Here is a 23,184-nt window from a genome sequence, read left to right on the forward strand (position 1 = left end):
ACTAGGTAAGGGGCTTGTCGTGGAGATCGAGGAGCAGGCCGCGCTCACCAGCGGCGCCGACTTCTGGCACACCCGGGCCGTCGCCGACGTGCCCGCCGTGATGGTCACCGACGGCCCGCACGGCGTGCGCAAGCAGGTCGTGGGCGAGGGCCTCGGGCTGCTCGCGAGCGAGCCGTCGACGTGCTTCCCGCCCGCCGTCGCGATGGGCTCGACCTGGGACCCCGAGCTCGTGCGGCGGGTCGGCGCGGCGCTCGGCCAGGAGTGCCTGGCCATGGACGTCGCCGTGCTGCTCGGCCCCGGCATCAACCTCAAGCGCACCCCGCTGGGCGGGCGCAACTTCGAGTACTTCTCCGAGGACCCGATTCTTACGGGCGTGCTCGCCACCGAGTGGGTCGCCGGCCTGCAGAGCAAGGGCGTCGGCGCCTCGCTCAAGCACTTCGCGATGAACAGCCAGGAGACCGACCGGATGCGCGTCAGCGCCGACGTCGACGAGCGCACGCTGCGGGAGATGTACCTGCGCGCGTTCCAGCGCGTCGTGCAGCGGGCCCGGCCGTGGACGGTCATGTGCTCCTACAACCGGATCAACGGCGTCTACGCCAGCCAGCACCGCTGGTTGCTCACCGACGTGCTGCGCGGCGAGTGGGGATACGAGGGCGTGCTGGTGTCCGACTGGGGCGCCGTGGTCGACCGCGTCGAGGCGGTGCGCGCCGGCCTCGACCTGACGATGCCGGGCCCGGACGATGCCGGCGACCGGGACCTGGCCGCCGCCGTCCGCGCCGGGTCACTGCCCGCGGCGGCGCTGCAGACCGCCGCGTCTCGCGTGGAGTCCCTGGTACGCCGGGCAGTCGCCGCGGCGACGCCGGGCGCTACGTATGACGCCGACGCGCACCACGCGCTCGCCCGCGAGGCGGCCTCGCGCGGGATCGTGCTGCTGAAGAACGACGGCGGGCTGCTGCCGCTGGCCGCCGGCGAGCCCTCGATCGCGGTCATCGGCGAGCAGGCGCGCAGCCCGCGGTACCAGGGCGGCGGCTCTTCGCTCATCAACCCGACGCGCCTGGACAACGCGCTCGACGAGATCACCGCCCACGCCACCGGGACCGTGCGCTTCGCGGCCGGCTACGACGACCCCGAGGCGGCCGCGGCGCTCGCGCGCGAGTCGTCGGTGGCGATCGTGTTCGCCGGCTCCGAGGAGGAGACCGAGGGCTCGGACCGCACCAGCCTGGAGCTGCCGGCCGCGCACCGCGCGCTGATCGAGAAGGTCGCGGCGGCCAACCCGCGCACCGTGGTCGTGCTCTCCAACGGCGCCGTGATCCGTACCGGCCCGTGGGACGCGGCCGTGCCCGCGCTGGTCGAGGGCTGGCTGCTCGGGCAGGCCGGCGGCGGTGCGATCGCCGACGTGCTCTTCGGCGTCGTGAACCCGTCGGGGCGGCTCACCGAGACGATCCCGGTGAAGCTGGCCGACCACCCGTCGTACCTGGACTTCCCGGGCGAGCAGGGGCACGTGCGCTACGGGGAGGGCATCCACGTGGGGTACCGCGGCTTCGACGCCCGCGAGCAGGAGGTCGCCTACCCGTTCGGGTTCGGGCTGTCGTACACCACGTTCGAGTACTCCGGCCTGTCGGTGTCCACCGTGGACGGTGGCCTCGAGGTGCGGGTGAGCGTGGCCAACACCGGCTCGCGCGACGGGCGGGAGGTCGTGCAGGTGTACACCTCGATCGGCTCCTCGCGGGTGCGCCGCGCGCCGCGGGAGCTCAAGGCGTTTGCGAGTGTGCCGATCGCCGCGGGCGAGTCCGCCGAGGTCGTGCTGACCGTCGATGCCGGCGATCTCGCCTACTGGGACGTCGAGCTCGGCCGCTGGGTCGTCGAGGCGGGCGACTACACGGTCGCCGTCGGCGCCTCCTCGCGCGACATCCGCACGACGGCAACGGTCGCGCTGGCCGGCGACGACGAGCGCCGCGCGCTGACCGTCGACTCGACGATCGGGGAGTGGTTCGCCGACCCGCGCGGCGCGCAGGCACTCGCCGAGGCGTTCACGGCGATGGCGGCGGCCGGCGGGGGCGCGATGGCCCAGACGGTGGCCGACCCGGCGATGCTCAGCCTCATGGCGAGCATGCCGCTGGACCGCGTGGTCGCCTTCGCCGGCGACGCGTTCACCCCCGAGATCCTCGCCGACCTGCTCAAGGCCGCGAACTGAACTTCGCGACATAGCGCTTCTGCCACGGCGTCTCGACGGCGTGCGGGTGGTAGTGGCGGCGGACGTACGCGACCGCCTCACCCGCCGGCACGCCGTCGAGGACGGCGATGCACGCCAGGGCCGTGCCCGTGCGGCCCCGGCCCCCGCCGCAGGCCACCTCCACGCGCTCGTCTTCGGCCCGCCGCAGCGCCTCGGCGAACGCCTCCGCGGTCGCTGCCCGGTCGGCGGGCAGCCAGAAGTCCGGCCAGCGCACCCAGACGGCCGGCCATCCGAAGTCGGGCGGCGGCTTGCCGAGCAGGTACAGCCCGAACTCGGGTCTGGTGGTCGGCGCCGGGTTGCGCAGCCCCCGGCCGCGCACCAGCCGGCCGGACGGCAGCCGCAGGACGCCGCCCTCTCCGGGTTCCCACATCCGACCACGATAGCGATGCGCCGCGCCGCCGCGGGTGATCGGATGCAGCGGTGGGTCCCATCGAATGGCTCCGGCAACGCGACGCCGGCCTCACCGTCCTGCGCCGCGCCGCCCGCACGGCCGTCGTCATGCCCATCGTCTTCGGGGTGGCCTTCGGGGTGATCCGCAACCCGATCGTGGCCACCTACTCGGCCTTCGGCGCCTTCGCCCTGCTCCTGTTCGTCGACTTCACCGGCCCGATGGCCGACCGCGTCCGGGCCCAGGTCGGCCTCGGGCTCGCCGGAGTGGTGCTCATCTCCCTCGGTACCCTGATCGCGCCGATCACCTGGCTGGCCGTGCTCACCACCGCGGTGGTCACGTTCGCCGTCTTCTTCGCCGGCGTCGTCAGCTCGGTGCTGGCCGGTGCCACGACCGCCCTCCTGCTGCCGTTCATCCTCTCCTCGTCCCTGCCCGGCCCGCCCTCGGCGATCCCGGAGCGCCTGGCCGGCTGGGGTCTCGCCACCGCCGCCAGCGTCGTGGCGATCATGGTGCTGTGGCCGGCGCCGGTGCGCGACCCGCTGCGCGGCCGCGTCATCGAGGCGTGTCACGCCCTGGCCGACCGGTTGCGCGACGAGGTCGCCGGCGCGCTGGACATGCCCGGCGGCACCCAGGCCGAGGTGGAAGAGTCCGCCGAGCGCGCCGCCGCGGTGATCAAGGCGCTGAAGCACGACTTCTACCACACCCCGTATCGCCCGACCGGCCTCAGCACCGGCGACCGCGCCCTCGTCCGGCTCGTCGACGAGCTGACCTGGTTGAGCACGGTCATCGCGGCCGGCGGCCCACCCGGCCCGGTGGGCCCGTGCCGGGTCCGCTTCGGCGCCGCCGTGGCCCTGCGGGAGGGCGCCGAGCTGCTCGAGTCGCGCGACGGCGACCCCGCGAAGCTGCACCACGCCCTGGAGAACCTGCGCGCCGCGGCCCACTCGGTCGAGGACATCCCCGCCCTGCGCAGCGGCCTCGAGCCCAGTTTCCGGGCCCAGGAGATCGGCTTCGCCGCCGGCGCCATCGCCGCGAACATCGAGGTCGCCGCGCTGTCCGAGCGCCGCACCCTGAAGCAGCGGCTCCTCGGCTGGCAGCCCAGCGGCATCGGCGGCCCGTTCGCCGCCGCCCGGGAGCGCGCCGCCGCCCACGTGCAGGGCCACTCGGTCTGGCTGCACAACAGCATCCGCGCCGCCGCCGGCCTGGCCATCGCCGTGCTCGTCGCGCGGCTCACCGCCGTCGAGCACGCGTTCTGGGTCGTGCTCGGCGCCCTCGCCGTGCTGCGCTCCAACGCACTCAACACCGGCCAGACCGCCGTGCGCGCCGTGCTCGGCTCCCTGGTCGGCATCGTCGCCGGCGGCGCCCTGGTCGCCCTCATGGGCCCGAACCGCGTCTTCGCCTGGATCCTGCTGCCGCCCGCGATCCTCGTGGCCGGCCTGGCCCCCGCGGTCGTCTCCTTCGCCGCCGGCCAGGCTGCGTTTACTGTCGTCCTGTTCGTCCTGTTCAACCTCATCGACCCGATCGGCTGGCGGGTCGGCATCGTCCGCCTCGAGGACGTCGCGCTCGGCTGCGCCGTCAGCCTCGCCGTGGGCCTGCTGCTCTGGCCGCGCGGCGCCGGCCGCGCCCTGAACGTCGCCCTCGCCGAGGCGTACTCCGACAGCGCCGCCTACCTGCGCGCCGCCGTCGACTACGGCGTGGCCGCCGGCGCCGACCCCCGTGCGGAGGCCCAGCGCGCCGCCGCGGCCGCCCGCCGCATGGACGACGCCTTCCGCACCTACCTCACCGAACGCGGCGCCAAGCCCGTCCCCATGCTCGACATGAGCCGCCTCGTCGGCGGCGTGGTCGGCCTGCGCCTCGCGGCGGACGCCGTCCTCGACCTGTGGTCCCGGGCCCGCGACGCGACCCCCGGCCTGACCGCGGACCGTTCGCGCCTGCGCGAGTCGGGCGGCGAGATCGCCGGCTGGTACGTCGGCCTGGCCGCCGCCCTGACCGGCACCGCATCGGTCCCGGAGCCGTTGCCGCCGGGCGCCGCGCTGCCCGACCCGCAGGCGGCCTCGCCGCGCCTGGTGTGGACCGGCGGCCACCTGGACGCGGCCCGCCGTCTGCAGCCTGGCCTGATCACCCCCGCGAGGGAGGTCGCCGCTACTGCTTCGGCCTGAAGCTCGCGAACACGAGGTCGAGGTCCGGCCGCGCGGCGTTCCAGTCGGATTCCGGCGTCTGCCACCAGAACCCGTACGCCTTGACCGGCGTCGCGACCACACCACGGTTGTTCACGTGCTGGCGGGTGGAGCTCCCGTCGAACGTGAACTCCCAGTCGGCCGCCTTGATGAAGTAGTCGACGGGCCCGAGCCGCACCTTGGTGTAGTTGCGGAAGTCTCCCGCCCCGACGCGCTGCTGCTCCTGCTGCGTCCAGTCCGCAACCGGATCGGGCCGCGGCTGGTCCGACTGGTCGATGCCGAGCGTGCGCCCGTTCCCGCGGAAGTACACGATCGTGCCCTCCTTGGACTGCCGCCACCCCGCCGGCACGTACACGGAGAACCCACTCGGATCGTGATAGTCGACCCACCCCTGCGGCAGCGTCGGCAGCACCCGCCCGGTCGGCGACGCCTGACCACCCGGCGCCGCAGCACTGCTCGCCTGATTCGTCGGCGCACCACCGGCGCTCGGACCACCCGTGGTCGGCGCCGCGGCGGCCGCGGTCGTCTGCACCGACCCGGCCTGCTTCGCCGGTTCGTTCTTGTCGTCCCCACGCACCGCGAGCCAGATGACCAGCACGATGACGATCACCGCGCCGACCCCACCGAGGATGAGCGCCCGCCCGTTCCTGCGCTGCGGCGCCTCGATGATGTCGGACGCACCCACCCGCCCCCGCACCGGCGCGATGGTGCGCGTCTGCGGCTCCTCGGCGACTTCCGCCCCGGCCTGGATCGCCCCGGCCTGGATCGGCTCGGCCTGGACCGTCTCGACCCGGTCTTCCACGTCCGGCTCGGCATCCGTCACGGTCGCCGTTTCCGCTTCGGCGCGCGCCTGCTCCTCCGCGAGCGCCGCTGCTTCCGCGCGCGCTTGTTCCGCTGCGAGAGCCTCTGCTTCCGCGCGGGCCTGTGCTTCTTCGCGCGCCCGCTCTGCTGCACGGGCCGCGGCCTCTGCTCGTGCCTGTTCCGCGGCGCGAGCTTCGGCTGCGCGGGCTTCCGCCTCTGCGCGTGCTTGTTCCGCTGCGCGTGCCTGTTCCGCCGCGCGGGCCTCTGCTTCTGCGCGGGCCTGTGCTTCTTCGCGCGCCTGTTCCGCTGCGCGGGCCGCTGCTTCTGCGCGCGCCTGTTCCGCGGCGCGAGCCTCGGCTGCGCGGGCTTCCGCCTCTACGCGGGCCTGTTCCTCCGCACGGGCCTCTTCAGCGGCGCGAGCTTCTGCCTCCGCACGGGCCTCTTCCGCTGCGCGGGCCTCCGCCTCCGCATTGGCTTGCTCCTCCGCGCGCAGCTCTTCTTCCGCGCGCGCCCTCGCTTCCTCCGTGTCCGATTTATCGGAAATATCAGCAGCAAGCTCGGCGGGCACCACGGCGGTTCGGGGTTCCGTGCGTGGCGGGACGATCGCCGTCGGTGGATCGACCGGCGCGGGCGGAGGCGTCGGTTCCGGCGTCGTGGGGGGCGTGCGCTGGGCCGGGAGGACCGGCTCGACCGGCTCGGCGCCGCCGCGGCTCCAGCCGCTGAACCACGAGCGCTTTCGTTTCGGGGTCTCGCGCTGCACCAGCGCCTTGCGCAGCAGCTCCTCGGCCTGCGAGAAGTTGGCCCGCGAGCGCGGGTCCTTGCGCAGCAGCCCGCGCAGCACCGGGGCGAGCGCGCCCGCGCGCTGTGGCGGGTCGGCCTCCTGCGAGGCGAGGGCGGTCAGCGTCTCCATCGCCGAACCCCGGCCGAACGGGGAGCGACCCTCGACCGCGGCGTACAGGGTGGCGCCGAGCGACCACAGATCGCTCGCGGGGCCGGCGATGCCCTCGCGGGCCCGCTCCGGCGCAATGAACTCGGGCGAGCCGAGCACGAGCCCGGTCCGCGTGACGTGGCCCTCGCCCTCGACCCGCGCGATGCCGAAGTCGGTGAGCACGACCCGGCCGTCGTCGGCGAGCAGGACGTTGCCCGGCTTGATGTCGCGGTGGTCGACGCCGGCGCGATGTGCGGCCCGCAGCGCGTCGAGGACCGCGAGGCCGATCTCCGCCACCCGGCGCGGCTCGATCGGGCCGTCCTGGCGGATGACCTGGTCGAGGGAGCGCGACGGGACGTACTCCATCACGAGCCACGGCGAACCCTCGGCCGCCAGGACGTCGTAGACGCGCACGACGTTCGGGTGGCTCAGCCGCGCCGCCGCGCGCGCCTCGCGCAGGGTCCGCTCCATGGCCACGTCCCGCGCGCTGTCGAGCAGCTCGGGCGGCAGCACGATCTGTTTGACGGCGACGTCACGGTGCAGCGTCTCGTCCCGGGCGCGCCATACGCGGCCCATGCCGCCCACGCCCAGTTGCTCGAACAGGCGGTAGCGGTCGGCAACGAGCGGGGGCGCGGCGGGCATGCATCATTGTGTACCCGATGCCGCCCCTCACCACGCACAGCCCTCGCCGTGGTGAGTCGCGCGACAGATTTCCGACGCGTCCGCCGGTCGATCCGCCGAGATCGGCTCGGCCCGCCCGTCTGATTGCGGACCCGGGCTCGGCTCGCCGCCCCGTCGAGGAGCTGCCCGCGTGATCGCGTGACGGCTCGGCTCGCCGCCGCGTCGAGGAGCTGCCTGCGTGATCGCGTGACCGGCTCGGCTCGCCGCCGCGTCGAGGAGCTGCCCGCGTGATCGTGATGCCGGCTCGGTTCGCCGCCACGTCGTGGGGCTGCTCGCCTGATCGCGGGGCCGGCTTCGAGCACGCCTCGGCGGGTCACCCGTGTGTCGTTGCCTGACCTCGGGTTTCTTGACTGGTACAGAGATCATTTCTAGGTTGAGCGGCATGACCCCGATGCGGGAGCCGACCTTCCTGATCCTGACCGCGCTCGCGGTGCGGGCGCTGCACGGGTACGCCGTGATCCAGGAAGTCGCCGCGCTCTCCGGCGGACGGGTCGTGCTGCCGGCGGGCACCCTGTACGCGGCGCTGGAGCGGATGACCGCCGAAGGCCTCGTCGCGCCCGAGGGCGACGAGGTGGTCGACGGCCGGAACCGGCGGTACTACCGGCTCACCGACGACGGCGCCCGCGCGCTCGCCGACGACGCGGACCGCCAGCGCCGCAACGCCGACACCGCCGCCGACCGCCTGCGCCAGCGCTCGACGATCCCCCGCTGATCGGCCGATCAGTTCCGTAGCCACGTTCGCCCCGGCCAACGAACGGTACGTATGGCCGGTCGCCCCCGAAAGCGGCAAGCGCCGTTGCTTGCCGGACCAGGGGCCGCGCCGGTGCCAGCATCAGCCGCAGGTAGGGCCGGCCCATGGGTTGCGCATGGTCGTCGTCCTCTCCGTCGTCCTCAGCTCCGTCGTCTTCATGCCGTGCTGCGGAATTCGTTCGCTCGGACCGCGGTCCTGGCCGCCCGGAAACAACTGTTCCGGGCGGCCGAGGGTGGGGGTGGAACATCGGCTGGTCCATACGATCGCCGACGCCACTGACGCGGCGCTGAAACGGGCTTACGGCTCGGGCGGGCGGCGCTCCGGCAGCATGTCGCGCGTCCAGATCATCGGCGGGCGCGGTGGCCAGGCCGGCGGGCGGCGGCGGTACCCGTGCCGCGTGGCCGCGCTGACCACCACGGCGGCCGCCATGAGCAGCCCGGACAGGCGAGCCCGGGGCGTGAGTATCTGCTTCATACACGGCAGTCTGGGCCGGCATCCTGACGCGCCACTGACGCGCGCATGATCAAGGAGATCGGTCAGGTCCACCGAATAATACAAAGCCACCGAATAATACGAAATTTCGGATAAATCCGGACGCGCCAGCGTCTGGATTTATCTGATGAAAACGCCGTCCCGACGAAGCGCCAGTCCGACGAGACGTTCCCTGACCGAGGCCACCCCGGCCGGGAAACGGCGAGGGCGGCGGCATAGAAGCAACGATGCCGCCGCCCCCAACGAGCAACACGGTCAGGACGCAGACGCCAAAGTGAGAGAGAAGCGGGACGCTCGGTCCGTCCAGCGGGAACGCACCGCAAAGCCCGCCGCCGACAGTTCCTCGTCCAGGCGCTCCGGGCGGAACTTCGCCGAGACCTCGGTGCGCAGCTCCTCGCCCTCGGCGAACGACACGTCCAAGGCCAGGTCCTGGACGCGCACCGTCATCCGGCGCTGCGCGCGCAGGCGCATCTCGATCCACTCGTTCGCCGGGTCCCACAGCGCGACGTGGGCGAAGGCCGACGGGTCGAAGTCGGCGTTGAGCTCGCGGTTCAGGACGTGGAGCACGTTGCGGTTGAACTCGGCCGTCACGCCCGCGGCGTCGTCGTATGCCGGCACCAGGACCGCCGGGTCCTTCACCAGGTCGGCGCCGAGCAGGAGCCACTCGCCGGGTGCGAGGCGGTCGCGCAGCGCGGACAGGAACGGGGCCCGCTCCGACGGGGTGAAGTTGCCGATCGTGCCGCCGAGGAAGGCGACCAGGCGGGTGCCGGACTCCGGCAGGACCTCCAGGTGGTTGACGAAGTCGGCGACGATGCCGTGCAGGTGCAGGTCCGGGTAGTCCCGGCGCAGCGAGCCCAGGGCGTCGCGCAGAGCCGCGCCGGAGACGTCCAGCGGGACGAACGAACCCAGGGTGCCGTGGTCGCGTAGCGCGTCCAGCAGCAGGCGGGTCTTCTCCGACGAGCCCGAGCCGAGCTCCACCAGGACCTTCGCGCCGGTGAGGCGGGCGATGAGGGGAGCGCGGTCGGCCAGGATCTCCCGTTCGGCGCGCGTCGGATAGTACTCGGGCAGCCTGGTGATCTCCTCGAACAGGGCGCTGCCGCGGGCGTCGTAGAAGTACTTCGGCGGCAGCCACTTGGGCGCCGCGGTCAGGCCGGCCCGGGCGTCGGCGCGCAACGCCGCGGCGAGGTCTGCGTCGGTCAGGTATACGTCGAGGTCGAGATCCGGCACAGTCACGATGCAGCACCTTCCAGCGCGGTGATCGTCGCCGCCTGCGGGGTGGCGACGAGCAGGGAGCGGTCGGGGACGGGGATCCAGCCGGGGGCGTCGTCGAGCGGCTCCGAGGCGACGAGCACGCTCTCGCCCGGGGTCGCGCGGTAGGACAGGGAGTGGCCGTACGCCGTCGCGGCGATGGTCTCGCCGTCGGTGAGCAGCAGGTTGAGGCGCGAGCCGGGCGCGGCCGCGGCGACCTGCGCCACGACGGCGGCCAGCGCCTTGCCGAGCGGCGCGCCCGTGCGCAGGCCGGCACGGGTCAGGGCCCACAGCAGGGCGCTGTCCGTCGGCGCGTCCAGCGTGAGCAGGTCGCGCGTCGGCAGGGTGGCGGCGGGTCCGGTCACGCTGTCGGGCCAGCCGGCCACCCGGCCGTTGTGGCTGAACAGCCAGCGGGCGTCGGCGAAGGGCGCGGCGGCCGTCTCGGTGACCGGCATGCCCTCCGTCGCCGAGCGGACCGCGGCCAGGATCGCGCCGGAGCGGGCCGCCGCGGCCAACGCCGGCAGTCCGGCGTCGCTCCACAGTGGAAAGCTCCGGCGGTACCGGATGGGCTCCGGAAGCTCTTCGAACCACCCGACGCCGAAGCCGTCGGCGTTGATGGTGCCGCCGCCACGCATGTCCCGGGGTGCCCAGGACTGCCGGTTCAGCGAATGCGGCGGCGTGAAGAGCAGGTCCGCCAGCGGGATCGGCGGACCCAGGTACGCAACGTGCCGGCACACTACGCGAGCTCCGCGGGGCGCGCGTCGCGCGCTGTCCTGAAGCCGCTGAAGATCTGCCGGCGGATCGGGTAGTCCCAGTTGCGGAACGTGCCACGGCAGGCGACCGCGTCGGTGCCGAACGACCCGCCGCGCAGCACCTTGTACTCCGGGCCGAAGAACACCTCCGAGTACTCCCGGTAGGGAAACGCCGTGAACCCCGGGTAGCCGGTGAAGTCGCTGCCGACCCACTCCCACACGTCGCCGATGAGCTGGTGCACGCCCAGCGGGGACGCGCCGGCCGGGTAGGCGCCGACGGGCGCGGGGCCCAGGTGACGCTGGCCGAGGTTCGCGTGCTGCGGGCCCGGGTCCTCGTCGCCCCACGGGAACCGGCGCGAGCGGCCGGTCGCCGGGTCCCACCGCGCCGCCTTCTCCCACTCGGCCTCGGTCGGCAACCGCCGGCCCGCCCACGCCGCGTAGGCGCTCGCCTCGTGGAACGACACGTGCACGACCGGCGCATCGGGCACGATCGGCGCGGTGCGGCCGAACCCGGTCGCGAGCCACCCGCCGGGGTCGCGAGTCCAGTGCAGCGGCGGGCTGCCGCCGGCCGCGACGAACTCGGCGTACTGCGCGTTGGTCACCGGCGCCGCGTCGATGAAGAACGCCGGCACGTCGACCACGTGCGCCGGCCGCTCGTTGTCCAGCGCCCAGGCCTCGGTCGAGGTGCCCATCGTGAACGGGCCGGCCGGCACCAGCACCTCGCCGCGGACGTCCACGGTGGACGGTGGCGGCGGCGGCGCGGAGAGCACCGCCTCGCCGGCCCGCAACTGGTGCGTGGCCAGCATGGTCTCGTCGTGCTGCTGCTCGTGCTGGAGGATCATGCCGAAGGCGAAGCCGTCCTCGGTGAGCCTTCTTCCCTCCAGGTGTACCCGATCCAGCACGTCGAGCGCCTTGTCGCGCACGGTCGCGACGTAGGCGCGCGCCTCCTTCGGCCCGAGCAGCGGCAGCGCCGGCCGGTCCTTGCGCGCGTGCCTGAAGGCGTCGTAGAGGTGGTCGATGTCGGCGCGGACCGGGTCCCGGCCGCCGACGTCGCGCACCAGCCACAGCTCCTCCTGGTTGCCGATGTGCGCCAGGTCCCACACCAGCGGCGACATCAGCGGCGAGTGCTGGCGGATGAGGTCGTCATCGTCGACCGCCTCGGTCAGCACCGCGGAGCGCCGGCGCGTGCGCTCGAGCTCCCGCGCGACGCGCTCCCTCAGGTCAGTCATTACGTGTACTCCCTTCGATGACGTCGTCCAGCAGGGGCGGCGGCAGTTCCAGCCGCTGCAGGGCGAGCTCGCGCACGGCCCGGGCGGCGCCGGCCAGGACCGGGTCGCTCATGCCGTCGCGGGCCGCCTCCACCCAGCGCCCGGCCGCCGGCGCGCACAGCTCGAGGACCATCGACACGGTGCGCTGGTCGGCGAGCAGGACGGTCAGCAGCGCGGCGGGCGCGAACCAGCCGCGCCCGGGCTGGGTGTCGAGGTAGCGGATCTCGAGGTACCCGCGCGGGCGCACCGGCGGGAACAGGGTGCTCAGGTGATAGTCGAGGTCCGCGTACGTCGGCCGCGGACCCAGCGCGCCGCGGATCCAGTCCGCGAACGTCACCCCCGCGGGGACGTGCCAGGCGCCGTCGGGCCGGCGTACGCACAGCAGGGCCGCGTCGAGCGCGTAGGCCGCCCAGGCGGCGGCCGGGTCGGAGCCCGTGCCGACCTGGCGGGTGCGGGACGGGTCGATGCCGCGCCAGGCCTGCTGGCGGGCCGATGCCCAGCCGGTGTCGCGCCCGGCGAACCGCCCCGAGTTGGCGAACAGCGCCAGCAGCGGGGGTCCGAGGGCGTGCACGGCCGCCCAGCGCTCGGCGAGCTCGGGCGCGGGGCCGGGGTCGAGGCAGACCTGCAGGCCCGCCGTCGAGCACATCATGATTTTTCCGGACACGCCCCGGCGGTCGAAGGCCGCTTCCATGGCGTCGTACCGGGGGGTGGAGAGCAGCCGCCGGGGTGACCGGTGCGGATCGACGCCGGTCTCGCCGAGCTCGAGCCCGGCTCCCGCCAGCAGGGCGGTGAGCTGCTCGATTTCATCGCTGACGGCCGTGTGGAGCTCGGCCAGTGAGGCGTGCGGCCGGCTGGAGATCTCCACCTGGCCGCCGGGTTCAAGGGTGACGCTGCCGCCGTGGCGCAGCGGGAGCGCGGGGCTATCGGCCCGCAGGGTCACCGGTGCGTGGTCACCGAGTGCCTGACAGAGCCGGTCACGATCCAGAAAAGCCGAGGGATCGTCGCGTTGGTGAACCGTGAACTCGAGTTCGACACCGACCGCCGCGGGAGGTCCTGTTTTGAAGCAGATCGATGCAATATAGCCCTCGGCCTGCTCGATCTCGGTGATGACCTCGTCGTGGTCGGCGGCCGTGCGAACACCCTGCAAGGTCGCCATGCAAGCCGACGCTACCCCAGGAATCGTCGATCGGCTAACGCTGACGTTGAACAAATCATTACCGAATAACTACCGCACGACTACAGGAAGTGGTCCTCGGAAACGCGTCAGCGCAGCATGCGGTACAGCTTCAGCGCCTCGCGGTTGACCGAGCGCAGACCGGGCACTCTGGCCAGTGCGACCAGCCGGTCGATGAGCGGCACGGCCCGGTCCACGAGCAGGTCGGTCTTCTGCTGTTCGGGGGAGGAGTCGTGCACCCAGTACAGCGTGATCCCCATCTGGCACAGCCACAGCAGCTCGGGCAGGTCGGCCCGCAGCTCGGGGTCGATCTTCGTGGTGGAGCCCTCGACCACGTCGCGCAGGATGCTCATGGCACGCTCGCGGGCCGGTGCCGACTCGGGGCTGAACGGGCTGAGCGGCGAGCCGGGCTCCACCGCCGACTTGATGAACTTGCCGGCGAAGGCGTGGTACGGCGACATCGTGCGCACCATCGTGGCGAACGCGACCCGGAGCCGCTCGTCGAACGGCCCCGGGTTGGCGAGGGGCTCGGCGCAGGCCCGCGCCGCGTCCTCCTGGATCGTGGCGTAGAACTCCTGCACCAGGTGATCCTTGGAGGGGAAGTAGTAGTAGGCGTTGCCGACCGACAACCCGGCCGCCTGCGCGATGCCGCGCATGGTGGTCTTGTCGTAGCCCTGGTCGCGAAACAGCCGCACCGCCGTCTGCACGATCAGCCGCTTGGTCTGCTCGCCGCGCTCCGAGCCCTTCTCGGCCGGCGGGTTCTTCTCAGATGTCGCAGGTTCCGCCACAGTCCCGACCATATCCGTCCGTGCCCGCTTCCTCGGCGGCTGCCTCCCGGCGGCGCAGGGCCGTGCGCAGCGAGCCGGCCGAGGCGGCGACCTGCCGCGCGAGCGGGCGCAGGTGCGGCTGGGCGAGGCGCGCCGCCAGCCCCCGATAACCATCCAGCGCCCAGAGGCACATGAGCCAGGCCGCGTCGCTGGTGTACACGCCGCCGTCGTCGGCGACCACCGTGATGTCGGCCAGGGTCTGCTCCACCTCGAGCGCCGGATACCGGCGGCGCGCCTCGTCGCTGCCCGCCGCGACGAACTCCAGCGGGACGAGCTGGGACCGGCCCGCGAGCCAGGACCGTGCCGTGCGGCACAGTCCACAGCTCGCGTCGTACAGCACGGTCAGTCGGGTGATCATCGCGGCGGTGCCGGGTCCCCGGGAGCCGGGTGGGTGGGGCCGCTGTAGGGCGAGGTCGGGCGATTGGCCGGCGGCGCCGGGTTGCGCGGCGGCGCGTAGGGGAAGGGCGGCACCGGCACCGGCGCGGCCAGGGGTGCTCCGACGGGCGCCATCATCCGCCCCGGCAGCACGGGCGGCGCGGCCTTCTCGAGCATCCGCCGCCGGCGGAACCGGCTGAGCACGTACAGGTTGAAGAAGTGCACCGCGCCGAGCACCAGCAGCACGAACCCCAGCTTCATCGCCAGGGCCTCCATCGCCTCGCTGCCGTCGTCGAGGGTCGCCTTGCTGATCTTCAGGGCGACCGCGACGTAGCCGAGGTTGAGCAGGTAGAACCCGACGACCAGCAGGTGGTTGACCGACTCGGCCAGTCGCTCGTCCTCGAACGCGTCGTCGAGGAACACCTGGCCGTTGCGCTTGAGGGTCCGGGCGACCCAGACGGTGAGCACGATGCTGACCGCCAGGTACACCAGGTAGGTGCCGAGCTTGAGATCCATCTCCGCCTCCGGGAGACTCAGTTGAACGTGTTCAACAACAAGGTAACCCTGAATATGAACACGTTCAACTGTGCCCGTGGTCACGTGGCGGGCGGCCGGTACCAGACCCACGGCCCGCCCTCGGTGCCGAGGATGAGCCCCTCGTCCTGCATCGACAGCGCGAGCGTCCCGTCGTCGAGCAGGATGGACATCTGGGCCCGCACCATCGGGGCCGCGAACGGGGTGAACCGCCCGTCCCGCCACACTCCCGTGCCCTCGCCGGGAACCGTGACGACCAGCCCGCCGCTGCCGACCGGCTGTGCGGGCCCGATCGCCGCCGAGGCCGGGAAGCCGGGCATCTCGACGGCGTCGTCCGGGGTGAGCCGCCAGGCCCGGTTCGGCATATGGGTGAGCACCCAGACGTCGCGCCCGTCCGCCGAGACCTTCGGCATGCCGCCGACCGGCAGCTCGGTCGGCAGCTCCCGCCAGTCCTGCCCGCCTCGGGCGTAGTACACCCGGGTGACCAGGCCGTCGTACCTGGTCTTCCACCGCTCCTGGTCGTTGCCGGGCGTGACCGCCTCGCCGCTCGGGAGCGGACCCGGCAGGAACAGCTTGCGCACGTAGGCGTCGTTGGCGGCGTCGGCGGCGGAGGCCGTGCTGGCCTGGAACGAGCGGCCGCCGTCGGTCGTCTCCCACCACCGTGGCAGGGGATCGTCGGGGTAGCGGTTGGACACGATCCCGACGAACGCCGAGTCCTTGCCCGTCGGGACGAGCAGCAGCCGCCCCACCTCGGGCAGTTCCGGCGGCTCGATCCGGGTCCAGTGCCGCCCGCCGTCCGTGGACCGGCCGAGCGTGACGTCGCAGCGGTTGTCCGCCCGGCAGTCGCTGAAGACCACCCAGCCGTGCCGGGCGTCGACGAACTGCACGCCCATCGTGCCGCGGGCGCCCTCGAGGCGGACCGTGCGCTCGGTGACCTGGTTCGCCGGGGCGGGCGCCGCCGGCTGCACCGCGTTGACCGTCAGCGCCGCGACCAGCGCGGTGGCGAGGCCGCCGAGCCAGACCGCGCCCCGCCGCCGTGCGCGCCGCCACCGCGGCATGGCCTCGACCGGCACCGGCCGGAACGTGCCGGTGAACTCCTCGGCGAAGCGCGCGAACTCGTCCTCGACGATCGTGTCAGGCATGCCACACCTCCGGGGTCGGCCGGGACGCGGGGAGCGGGGAGCGCAGCGCCGTGTCAGGCATGCCACACCTCCGGGGTCAGCTGGGCGGCGAGCCTGGCGCGGCCGCGGGTGAGCCAGGAGCGCACGGTGCCCTCGGCGACGCCCTCCTGCTCGGCGATCTCGGCGACGCCGAGCTGCGCCAGGTGGTGCAGCACGAGCGCGCGGCGCTGGGCGGGCGGCAGCGTGGCGAGCGCGGCCACCAGCGCGACGCGGTCCGGGCTCGGCCCCTCGACGTGCTGCTCGCGCTGCCGGGCGAGGAACCCGATCGCCGTCTGCAGCCGCCTCAAGCGGCTGGTGGCGAGGTTCCAGGCGACGCGGCGCACCCAGCCGGCCGGGTCGTCGTAGCGGGCGATCTTCGGCCACTGCTGCAGGGCGCGGCAGAAGGCCTCCTGCGCGAGGTCCTGCGCCTCGGCGTGGTCGCCGAGGTAGGCGTAGAGCTGCACGGCGATGCGCTGGAACTGCGCGCCGTAGAACTCGGCGAAGGGTGGCGGCTCGGGCATGTACATGTCACGCGCGAGCATGCCCCACCGCTGCATCGGCCGCGGTCTTTCTCCGCCCGCAGGCGCCCCGCAGGGGATTTGCCGGATTTATCGCGGTCGACAGATCCGGCAAATCCCCTAAATGCCCCGATGGGTCGAGCGCCACAACAAAGACAAGGGCAGGACACAACAAAGGAAGAGCAGGAAGAAGGAGCTATGACACGGCGGCGATCATCAGGGCGGTGCCGAGCAGGGCCAGGTGGTGCAGGGCCTGGTCGGCCACGTACATGCCGTTGACCGGGGTGGTGGTCTCGGCGAACTCGGGGGAGCGGGTGGCGCGCAGGATCGCCCGCACGGGCCAGCGGCGGTCGAGCAGGCCGTGCGTCACGACGGAGAAGGCGAAGCCGGCGCACACGCCCAGCGGGGAGAGCGGCAGGCGCAGCGCCGCCGCCGTGAGCAGCAGCACGGCGGCCAGGGTGAGGTGGTACGTGAGCAGGTGCCCGCCCAGGGCACGCCAGGCGGCGGCGCCCGAGCCGGACTTGCCCGCGGCCTGGTGGTCGGTCTGGGCGATGTGGTCGCCGAGCGAGTGCCCCACGAACAGGGCACCGAGCGTCACGGCGAAAACGACGGACCTGACGAGTGTTTCATGCGACATGATGGACGGGCTCCTCACTGAGCGCTGGCGCGGTAGGGAGCAGCGGGGCGGCTCGGTCTTGGCGGATGGGGCCGTCCCGCCGGCCCGGGACTGCATTGCGAGCCTCGATCATCCGCCCGCCGTGTGTCCCACTTCTATGTCGAACCTTGCAGAACACATGTGTCCTGGGTCGCGGCGGGCCGGATAAATCAGGAACTAACCGGACATATCGTATATTAGGGGAGCCTGCTCGGCGGTGCGGTCAGCGCCGCGCTGCGCCAGCGGTCCGGCCGCCGCTGAACTACCCTGACATCCATGGGCATTGACGACATTCAGGGCCTGCTGGAGGAGCTGTCGGCGTCGGGCGCAGAGCGGGCGGTGCAGGTCGCCGTCTACCGCGACGGCGAGGAGGTGCTGTCCGCGGCCGCCGGGGGAGCGACCCCTGAGACGGTCTTCTACACGTACTCCTCGATGAAGGCCGGCATGTCCGCCCTCGTCCACGTATGCGTGCGCGAGGGGATGTTCGGCTACGACACGGCGTTGGCGAAGCTGTGGCCCGAGTTCGCCGAGCACGGCAAGGGCGACGTCACGGTCCGCCACGTGCTCACGCACAGCGCCGGCCTGCCCGCCGTGCCGCCGGACACGACGCCCGAGGACCTCTGCGACTGGGACGGCATGTGCGCGCGGCTGGCCGCGGCCGAGCCCTGGTGGCCGGCGGGGGCGAAGATGGCGTACCACGCGATCACCTACGGCTACCTCGCCGGCGAGGTCGTGCGCCGCGCCACCGGCCTCGCGCCCGGCGCCGCCCTGCGCGAGCTGGTCGCGGCGCCGATCGGCTTCCCCGACGAGCTCTACTTCGGGATGCCGCCGGTCGAGCAGCCGCGCCTGGCGCCGCTCGTCGACGCCGCCGACATCACCGGCATGCCCGACGACTCGCCGATGCTGCGCACGGTGCCGCGGGCGCTGCTGCCCACCGCCGAGTACGGCAACCGGCCCGACATCCTCGCCGCCGACATCCCCGCCGGCGGCAAGAACACGGCCCGGGCGCTCGCCGCGCTGTACTCGGCGCTCATCGACGGCACCCTGCTGCCGCCCGCGCAGCTGGCGGAAGTGACCGCCGTCGCGCTGTCGGCCAAGGACGAGGTGATGGGCAACGACGCCCGCTGGTGCCTGGGCTTCGCCGTCGGCCGCCCCGGCTCCGACTCCGCCGACGCGTTCTGCCTGGCCGGCGCCGGCGGCACGTTCGCCTGGGCCGACCGGGCGACGGGCACGACCGTCGCCGTGGCGAAGAACCTTCTCACCCCGGGCTTCGACACCGCACAGCGGGTCTGCGACCTGGTCTACGCCTGAGAGGGCGTCCACCAGCTCGCGTCGGCGAGCCGCTCGAAGCCCAGCGACTCGTACAACGGGCGGCCCAGCCGCGACGCGGTGAGCGTCACCGGCCGGTCGTCGTAGCGGCGCAGCAGCTCGTGCATGAGCGCCCGGCCCATGCCGCGGGAGCGGAACGCGGGCATGGTCGTCACCCAGTACACGCCGACGGCGTCGTCCTCGGGCACCGCCACGCAGGCGCCGGCGGGCTCGCCGTCGAGGTCGGCGACGAACAGCTCGACCGGGCCGAGCAGCGCGTCGGGGAAGACGACGCCGGGCTCCCACGGCCGGAAGTGCTCCAGCGCAAACCCGTCGACGACGAGCCGCTCGGCGATGCGCAGCTGCGCCGGGGTCTCCACCCTGCGCACCGGGATCGACGGGGCATCGACGGGCTCGTGGGGGTACCGAATCATCACGGGTAAGTGGCGCACGGACATTGCGGCGGCGGGGAACGTCACGGACCCGAACGCGTCCTCGACGGCGACCCGGCCGGGCCGCGCGGCGAGCGCCTCGATCACCTCGACGTCGCCCGGCGGCAGGGTGGGGCCCAGGGTGAGCACGCGCAGGCCGTAGCGCTCGTCGCCCTCGACGGCGACGAAGGCCTCGCCGCGATGCACCGAGTACCCGCGCGCGGCGGCGACCCGGACCCAGAAGGTGGCGGCGTTGGCGGCCGCGAGCGCGAGAGCGTCCATGGCCCGAGCCTAAGAACAAGGCCGCGGTGGTACCACCCTGGGCCCGGCCTCCCGGATCGCGCCCGAGCGCGGCAACGTTGGTGCATGACCGACCGCAAGGTGCTCTTCGGGCTGGGCCTGCCCGAGACGACCGGCCTGCTCCCGCTCGCCGAGCGGGCCGACCGTGACGGGCTCGACCTGGTGACCGTCTCCGACCACCCCTACCTCGCCGACCACCTCGACGCCTACGCCGCGCTCGGCGTCGTCCTCGGCCGCACCCGCCGGGTCGCCGTCGCGGCCAACGTCACCAACCTGCCGCTGCGGCCCGCGCCGATGCTGGCCCGCACGGTCGCGGCGCTGTCGGCGCTGTCCGGCGGCCGGGTCGTGCTCGGCGTCGGCGCCGGCGGGCGGTGGGCCGACATCGTGCGGCTCGGCGCCGAGCCGCGCACGCCGGCCGAGGCGGTCCGCGCGATGGAGGAGGGGATCGTGGTGATCCGCGCGCTGTTCGGCGGCGGCGCGCCGGTCACGTTCGCCGGGGAGTTCCACCGCGTCGACGGCATCGCGCCGGTCGGCCTGCCGGCCCCGCCGATCTGGACCGGCGCCAACGGCCCGAAGTCCCTGGCGGTCACCGGGCGGCGCGCCGACGGCTGGATTCCGGGGCACGCCGCGGACTGGCTCAGCCGGCGGTACCGCGAGTCGCGACCGGTCATCGACGCCGCCGCGACGGCCGCGGGCCGCGAACCGGCCGACATCGCCACGATCTACAACTTCCCGGGGCGCATCACCGCGGCGCCGCTGCGGCGCACCCGCGACGACGCCGGGCGCTGGATCGGCGGCTCGGCCGAGCAGTGGGCGGAGGAGCTCACGGGTGCGGTGCTCGAGCACGGGGCCGGCGGGTTCATCCTGTTCCCGGCCGATCCTGTTTCTCGTGACGACGCGAGTATCGAGCGGTGGGCGGGGGAGGTGGCGCCGGCCGTCCGCGAGGCGGTGGTAAACTGGAGGAGTACCTCCGATTCTAACCCAGGGTGAGGCCATGCCGACGCAGCCGGGCGTGCGCCGGCCCCAGCGGGCCGACGCGCGGCGCAACTTCGACGCGCTGATCGCCGCCGCGCGCGACGCGTTCGCCGAGCACGGCTCGGGCGCGTCGCTGGAGGACATCGCCCGGCGGGCCGGCGTCGGCATCGGCACGCTGTACCGCAACTTCCCCACCCGCCAGGACCTCTTCGACGCGGTGTACCTCGAGGAGATCGAGGGGCTGTGCCGCGCCGCCGAGGACGTCGCCGTGCTCGACCCGTGGGACGCGCTGGCGACCTGGCTGCGCCGCTTCGTCGGCTACGTCGCCACCAAGCGCGCCATCTACGAGGAGATCAACCGCGACTCGCCGATGATCCGCGCCGCCCGCGATGCGATCTACGCCGCCGCCGACCCGCTGCTCACCCGCGCGCAGCAAACCGGCGTGGCCCGCGCCGACCTCAGCTCCGACGACCTGCTGCGCCTCATCTCCGGCCTCACCGCCGGCGGCTACGTCGACGACGCGCAGCGCGAGCGCGTCCTGGCCATCGCCCTGGACGGCGTGCGCGCCCGCTGATCCCAGTCACCCTCATGGTGCGGAAAGCACCGCCTGCGCCCGTCCTGATGGCTGGAACCGCCCGCACGCGCCGTGCGGAGGCGGGACAGTGGGCGGGTAGCCTGGTCCGACGCGCGCTTCGCACCGCGGTCACGAGGTCGTGGTCGTCGGTCCGGGCGAAAGCAGCTGGAATGGTCAGCTCGAATGGATGAGGTGCATCGCTGATGTCCGACCTGGCGCAGATCGGCGTGACCGGCCTGGCCGTGATGGGTCGTAACCTGGCCCGCAACCTGGCCCGCAACGGTTACACCGTCGCCGTGCACAACCGCTCGTACGAGCGCACCCGCCGCCTCGTGGACGAGTTCGGGCACGAGGGCACGTTCGTGCCGGGCGAGTCCATGGCCGACTTCGTCGCCTCGCTGGCCCGCCCGCGGGCCGTCATCATCATGGTCAAGGCCGGCGGTCCCACCGACGCCGTCATCGACGAGCTCGTGCCCCTCCTGGAGGAGGGCGACATGATCGTCGACGCCGGCAACGCCCACTTCGCCGACACGCGCCGCCGCGAGCAGGCGCTGCGCGAGCGCGGCCTGCACTTCTGCGGCACCGGCGTGTCGGGCGGCGAGGAGGGCGCGCTGCTCGGCCCGAGCATCATGCCGGGCGGCTCCCCGGAGTCGTACCGCACCCTCGGCCCCATGTTCGAGAAGATCTCGGCGAAGGTCGACGGCACCCCGTGCTGCACCCACATCGGCCCCGACGGCGCCGGGCACTTCGTCAAGATGGTGCACAACGGCATCGAGTACGCCGACATGCAGCTCATCGCCGAGGCGTACGACCTGCTGCGGGCCGGCCTGGGCGCGACGCCGGCCGAGATCGCCGCCATCTTCCGCACCTGGAACACCGGCGACCTCGAGTCGTTCCTCATCGAGATCACCGCCGACGTGCTCGCGCACATCGACGACGAGACCGGCAAGGCCTTCGTCGACATCGTGCTCGACCAGGCCGAGCAGAAGGGCACCGGCCGCTGGACGGTGCAGAGCGCCCTCGACCTGGGCGTGCCGATCACCGGCATCGCCGAGGCCACCTTCGCCCGCTCGCTGTCCGGCCACGCCGACCAGCGCGCCGCCGCCCGCGACGCCTTCGGCACCGAGGTCGCCGCCCTGGACGTGCCCGACCGCGACCAGTTCATCGAGGACGTGCGCGCCGCGCTGTACGCGTCGAAGATCGTCGCCTACGCGCAGGGCTTCGACCACATCCAGGCCGGCAGCGAGGAGTTCGGCTGGGACATCGACCGCGGCAAGGTCTCCACGATCTGGCGCGGCGGCTGCATCATCCGGGCCCGGTTCCTCAACCGCATCCGCGAGGCCTACGACGAGAACCCGGGCCTCAAGAGCCTCATGGTCGCGCCGTACTTCGCCGAGGCCGTCAACGCCGGCGTGCCCAGCTGGCGACGGGTCGTCGCGGCGGCCGCCTCGGCCGGCATCCCGACCCCGGCGTTCTCGTCGTCGCTGTCGTACTTCGACGGCCTGCGCGCGAACCGCCTGCCCGCGTCGCTCATCCAGGGCCTGCGGGACAACTTCGGGGCGCACACCTACAAGCGCACCGACCGCGAGGGCACCTTCCACGTCGAGTGGGCCGGCGACAAGAAGGAACACACGGCCTAAGGCCTGTTTCGTGGACCGTTGTTGGTGTTGAAACAGTCCGGGTGTGCGTCTCGTCGCTCCGGCGCGGTCCCTGTGTGGGTCTCGTCCGGGGTTGTCGGGGGCACCGTTCCGGTAGTTCGCCGAGCACGCCGGCCCCGGCCGTCATGGCCGGGGCTGCGCGGCGGCCGCCGCGCACCTACGCATGTGCGTTGGTGGGGGCGGTGGTGTCCGGTTGACTCGGTCACGGCTCCTTGCAGCCGTTCATTGATGACATCCACGCCGTAGACGGCGAGGGTGGTTCGGGCGGCGGGCCAGTCGATACGGGCCGAGCCCGGCGCACTGGGTTCGGTCAGGACGGTGTGCGCGCCGACGAGGGCGGCCATGAGGTCGCGGCCCCCGGCCAGCCCGCAGGTGGTGCAGTGGTGCCGGCGGTGGTGCAGCTGTTTGGGGGTGCGGGTGCCGCAGAGGCAGTGCTGGGTCCAGGCGGTGTGCCGGGTCCCGGCCCGGACCAGGCCGGCTCCGCCGCCGAGCGCGGCGATCTTGCTGGTTTCGTGGCGCAGCGCGGCCACCACCATGCCGGGGGTGAAGGCGTGCAGGCCGCGGCCCCACCGCGCCGCCCATGCGCGCAGGTCCGCGGCTTCGATGACCAGGTCCGCGCCGTGGGTGGCGACGATGGTAGCGGCGACGGTCTGGGCGCGGGTCCGGCCGGCCCGGGTCCGGGCCGCGCCGTCGGCGGCGGTCTGGGCTCGCAGCCGCCGGTAGCCGGCGGACAGCTGGTCGCGGCGGTAGGCCTGCACCGGCACACCCGCCGCGGTGGCGATGCGCGGGCCGGTCGGTGTGGTCACGGTGACCGGGGGCAGGCCTGCTGCGCGGCGGCGGTCGGCTCTTTGTTGTTGCCGGGCCGAGAGCTGGTACTGGTGTGGGTTGGCGGCCCGCCGGGAACGCTGCAACGCCCGGTTCCGCCGCCGCTGCCGCAACCGCTCGGCGGCCAGCCGATCAGCGTCCGGGCCGGACCTCG

At 73.4% G+C, this 23,184-nt stretch carries 22 protein-coding genes; 7 read left to right on the top strand and 15 right to left on the bottom strand.

Features of this window, described 5'->3' with window-relative positions; genetic code table 11:
* The first annotated feature begins 19 nt into the window (after positions 1 to 19).
* Complete coding sequence (locus ABD901_RS27070) at positions 20 to 2,194, top strand: glycoside hydrolase family 3 C-terminal domain-containing protein (RefSeq protein WP_345130445.1); 2,175 nt, start codon at positions 20 to 22, stop codon at positions 2,192 to 2,194.
* On the opposite strand, the gene ABD901_RS27075 is transcribed toward ABD901_RS27070, so the two are convergent.
* A complete protein-coding gene (locus ABD901_RS27075) occupies positions 2,178 to 2,603 on the bottom strand; it encodes a protein-tyrosine phosphatase family protein (protein WP_345130446.1) in 426 nt (141 codons plus the stop codon). The genes ABD901_RS27070 and ABD901_RS27075 overlap by 17 nt on opposite strands.
* Before the next feature lie 50 nt (positions 2,604 to 2,653).
* Between ABD901_RS27075 and ABD901_RS27080 the strand changes: the two genes are divergently transcribed.
* Complete coding sequence (locus tag ABD901_RS27080) at positions 2,654 to 4,777, top strand: FUSC family protein (RefSeq protein WP_345130448.1); 2,124 nt, start codon at positions 2,654 to 2,656, stop codon at positions 4,775 to 4,777.
* On the opposite strand, the gene ABD901_RS59135 is transcribed toward ABD901_RS27080, so the two are convergent.
* A complete protein-coding gene (locus ABD901_RS59135) occupies positions 4,761 to 7,166 on the bottom strand; it encodes a serine/threonine-protein kinase (RefSeq protein ID WP_380132130.1) in 2,406 nt (801 codons plus the stop codon). The two genes, ABD901_RS27080 and ABD901_RS59135, sit on opposite strands and share 17 nt — an antisense overlap.
* Before the next feature lie 421 nt (positions 7,167 to 7,587).
* On the opposite strand from ABD901_RS59135, the gene ABD901_RS27090 reads away from it, so the two are divergent.
* Positions 7,588 to 7,917, top strand: coding sequence for a PadR family transcriptional regulator (locus tag ABD901_RS27090; RefSeq protein WP_345130449.1), 330 nt, complete (start codon positions 7,588 to 7,590; stop codon positions 7,915 to 7,917).
* Between the two features lie 336 nt (positions 7,918 to 8,253).
* On the opposite strand, the gene ABD901_RS27095 is transcribed toward ABD901_RS27090, so the two are convergent.
* The 11 genes from ABD901_RS27095 to ABD901_RS27145 form a co-directional block, all read right to left on the bottom strand.
* Positions 8,254 to 8,430, bottom strand: coding sequence for a hypothetical protein (locus ABD901_RS27095; protein ID WP_345130451.1), 177 nt, complete (start codon positions 8,428 to 8,430; stop codon positions 8,254 to 8,256).
* 273 nt (positions 8,431 to 8,703) lie between these two features.
* Positions 8,704 to 9,675 carry an L-histidine N(alpha)-methyltransferase gene (egtD, locus tag ABD901_RS27100; protein ID WP_345130493.1) on the bottom strand — a complete coding sequence of 324 codons (972 nt, stop codon included), beginning with the start codon at positions 9,673 to 9,675 and terminating at the stop codon, positions 8,704 to 8,706.
* Positions 9,676 to 9,677: 2 nt separating this feature from the next.
* The gene (gene egtC / locus ABD901_RS27105; RefSeq protein WP_345130453.1) at positions 9,678 to 10,433 is read right to left on the bottom strand and encodes an ergothioneine biosynthesis protein EgtC; all 756 of its coding nucleotides are present in this window, start codon (positions 10,431 to 10,433) and stop codon (positions 9,678 to 9,680) included.
* The gene (egtB, locus tag ABD901_RS27110; protein WP_345130455.1) at positions 10,433 to 11,677 is read right to left on the bottom strand and encodes an ergothioneine biosynthesis protein EgtB; all 1,245 of its coding nucleotides are present in this window, start codon (positions 11,675 to 11,677) and stop codon (positions 10,433 to 10,435) included. Before egtB ends, egtC begins: the two co-directional genes overlap by 1 nt.
* Complete coding sequence (egtA, locus tag ABD901_RS27115; RefSeq protein WP_345130457.1) at positions 11,670 to 12,872, bottom strand: ergothioneine biosynthesis glutamate--cysteine ligase EgtA; 1,203 nt, start codon at positions 12,870 to 12,872, stop codon at positions 11,670 to 11,672. Before egtA ends, egtB begins: the two co-directional genes overlap by 8 nt.
* 107 nt (positions 12,873 to 12,979) lie before the next feature.
* On the bottom strand, positions 12,980 to 13,678 hold the full coding sequence (locus ABD901_RS27120; RefSeq protein ID WP_345130458.1) for a TetR/AcrR family transcriptional regulator: 699 nt from the start codon (positions 13,676 to 13,678) through the stop codon (positions 12,980 to 12,982).
* The gene (locus ABD901_RS27125) at positions 13,656 to 14,075 is read right to left on the bottom strand and encodes a thiol-disulfide oxidoreductase DCC family protein (protein WP_345130460.1); all 420 of its coding nucleotides are present in this window, start codon (positions 14,073 to 14,075) and stop codon (positions 13,656 to 13,658) included. The genes ABD901_RS27120 and ABD901_RS27125 overlap by 23 nt, the downstream gene beginning before the upstream one ends.
* A complete protein-coding gene (locus tag ABD901_RS27130; protein ID WP_345130462.1) occupies positions 14,072 to 14,608 on the bottom strand; it encodes a hypothetical protein in 537 nt (178 codons plus the stop codon). Before ABD901_RS27130 ends, ABD901_RS27125 begins: the two co-directional genes overlap by 4 nt.
* 80 nt (positions 14,609 to 14,688) lie before the next feature.
* Positions 14,689 to 15,768 carry a hypothetical protein gene (locus ABD901_RS27135; protein ID WP_345130464.1) on the bottom strand — a complete coding sequence of 360 codons (1,080 nt, stop codon included), beginning with the start codon at positions 15,766 to 15,768 and terminating at the stop codon, positions 14,689 to 14,691.
* A 53-nt stretch (positions 15,769 to 15,821) separates the two neighbouring features.
* Positions 15,822 to 16,328, bottom strand: a complete 507-nt coding sequence (locus ABD901_RS27140; protein ID WP_345130466.1) for an RNA polymerase sigma factor — start codon at positions 16,326 to 16,328, stop codon at positions 15,822 to 15,824.
* A gap of 172 nt (positions 16,329 to 16,500) precedes the next feature.
* Complete coding sequence (locus ABD901_RS27145; protein WP_345130468.1) at positions 16,501 to 16,941, bottom strand: DUF3307 domain-containing protein; 441 nt, start codon at positions 16,939 to 16,941, stop codon at positions 16,501 to 16,503.
* Positions 16,942 to 17,235: 294 nt separating this feature from the next.
* Between ABD901_RS27145 and ABD901_RS27150 the strand changes: the two genes are divergently transcribed.
* Positions 17,236 to 18,270, top strand: a complete 1,035-nt coding sequence (locus ABD901_RS27150) for a serine hydrolase domain-containing protein (protein ID WP_345130470.1) — start codon at positions 17,236 to 17,238, stop codon at positions 18,268 to 18,270.
* On the opposite strand, the gene ABD901_RS27155 is transcribed toward ABD901_RS27150, so the two are convergent.
* Positions 18,261 to 18,980 carry a GNAT family N-acetyltransferase gene (locus ABD901_RS27155; protein ID WP_345130472.1) on the bottom strand — a complete coding sequence of 240 codons (720 nt, stop codon included), beginning with the start codon at positions 18,978 to 18,980 and terminating at the stop codon, positions 18,261 to 18,263. The two genes, ABD901_RS27150 and ABD901_RS27155, sit on opposite strands and share 10 nt — an antisense overlap.
* An 84-nt stretch (positions 18,981 to 19,064) precedes the next feature.
* Here ABD901_RS27155 and ABD901_RS27160 point away from each other — a divergent pair, with 84 nt between their 5' ends.
* The 3 genes from ABD901_RS27160 (at position 19,065) to gndA (ending at position 22,187) form a co-directional block, all read left to right on the top strand.
* Positions 19,065 to 19,988 (top strand): LLM class flavin-dependent oxidoreductase, encoded by a 924-nt coding sequence (locus ABD901_RS27160; RefSeq protein ID WP_345130474.1) that lies wholly within the window; start codon positions 19,065 to 19,067, stop codon positions 19,986 to 19,988.
* 4 nt (positions 19,989 to 19,992) lie between these two features.
* A complete protein-coding gene (locus ABD901_RS27165) occupies positions 19,993 to 20,547 on the top strand; it encodes a TetR/AcrR family transcriptional regulator (RefSeq protein ID WP_345130476.1) in 555 nt (184 codons plus the stop codon).
* Between the two features lie 203 nt (positions 20,548 to 20,750).
* Positions 20,751 to 22,187 (top strand): NADP-dependent phosphogluconate dehydrogenase, encoded by a 1,437-nt coding sequence (gene gndA / locus ABD901_RS27170; RefSeq protein WP_345130477.1) that lies wholly within the window; start codon positions 20,751 to 20,753, stop codon positions 22,185 to 22,187.
* On the opposite strand, the gene ABD901_RS27175 is transcribed toward gndA, so the two are convergent.
* On the bottom strand, positions 22,184 to 23,184 hold a 1,001-nt coding region (locus ABD901_RS27175; protein WP_345130479.1), incomplete at its 5' end, for a hypothetical protein. The genes gndA and ABD901_RS27175 overlap by 4 nt on opposite strands.

Origin of the sequence: Dactylosporangium darangshiense (assembly GCF_039537565.1) — a bacterium.
Taxonomy (GTDB): Bacteria; Actinomycetota; Actinomycetes; order Mycobacteriales; family Micromonosporaceae; genus Dactylosporangium; species Dactylosporangium darangshiense.

Excerpts from the sequence above, each read along its gene's own strand:
- ABD901_RS27090 (WP_345130449.1), top strand. The coding sequence starts at position 7,588 with ATGACCCCGATGCGGGAGCCGACCTTCCTGATCCTGACCGCGCTCGCG.
- egtA (WP_345130457.1), bottom strand. The coding sequence starts at position 12,872 with ATGGCGACCTTGCAGGGTGTTCGCACGGCCGCCGACCACGACGAGGTC.
- ABD901_RS27155 (WP_345130472.1), bottom strand. The coding sequence starts at position 18,980 with ATGGACGCTCTCGCGCTCGCGGCCGCCAACGCCGCCACCTTCTGGGTC.
- gndA (WP_345130477.1), top strand. The coding sequence starts at position 20,751 with ATGTCCGACCTGGCGCAGATCGGCGTGACCGGCCTGGCCGTGATGGGT.
- ABD901_RS27135 (WP_345130464.1), bottom strand. The coding sequence starts at position 15,768 with ATGCCTGACACGATCGTCGAGGACGAGTTCGCGCGCTTCGCCGAGGAG.
- ABD901_RS27095 (WP_345130451.1), bottom strand. The coding sequence starts at position 8,430 with ATGAAGCAGATACTCACGCCCCGGGCTCGCCTGTCCGGGCTGCTCATG.
- ABD901_RS27140 (WP_345130466.1), bottom strand. The coding sequence starts at position 16,328 with ATGCTCGCGCGTGACATGTACATGCCCGAGCCGCCACCCTTCGCCGAG.
- ABD901_RS59135 (WP_380132130.1), bottom strand. The coding sequence starts at position 7,166 with ATGCCCGCCGCGCCCCCGCTCGTTGCCGACCGCTACCGCCTGTTCGAG.
- ABD901_RS27145 (WP_345130468.1), bottom strand. The coding sequence starts at position 16,941 with ATGTCGCATGAAACACTCGTCAGGTCCGTCGTTTTCGCCGTGACGCTC.
- egtB (WP_345130455.1), bottom strand. The coding sequence starts at position 11,677 with ATGACTGACCTGAGGGAGCGCGTCGCGCGGGAGCTCGAGCGCACGCGC.
- ABD901_RS27160 (WP_345130474.1), top strand. The coding sequence starts at position 19,065 with ATGACCGACCGCAAGGTGCTCTTCGGGCTGGGCCTGCCCGAGACGACC.
- ABD901_RS27130 (WP_345130462.1), bottom strand. The coding sequence starts at position 14,608 with ATGGATCTCAAGCTCGGCACCTACCTGGTGTACCTGGCGGTCAGCATC.
- ABD901_RS27165 (WP_345130476.1), top strand. The coding sequence starts at position 19,993 with ATGCCGACGCAGCCGGGCGTGCGCCGGCCCCAGCGGGCCGACGCGCGG.
- ABD901_RS27150 (WP_345130470.1), top strand. The coding sequence starts at position 17,236 with ATGGGCATTGACGACATTCAGGGCCTGCTGGAGGAGCTGTCGGCGTCG.
- ABD901_RS27125 (WP_345130460.1), bottom strand. The coding sequence starts at position 14,075 with ATGATCACCCGACTGACCGTGCTGTACGACGCGAGCTGTGGACTGTGC.
- ABD901_RS27075 (WP_345130446.1), bottom strand. The coding sequence starts at position 2,603 with ATGTGGGAACCCGGAGAGGGCGGCGTCCTGCGGCTGCCGTCCGGCCGG.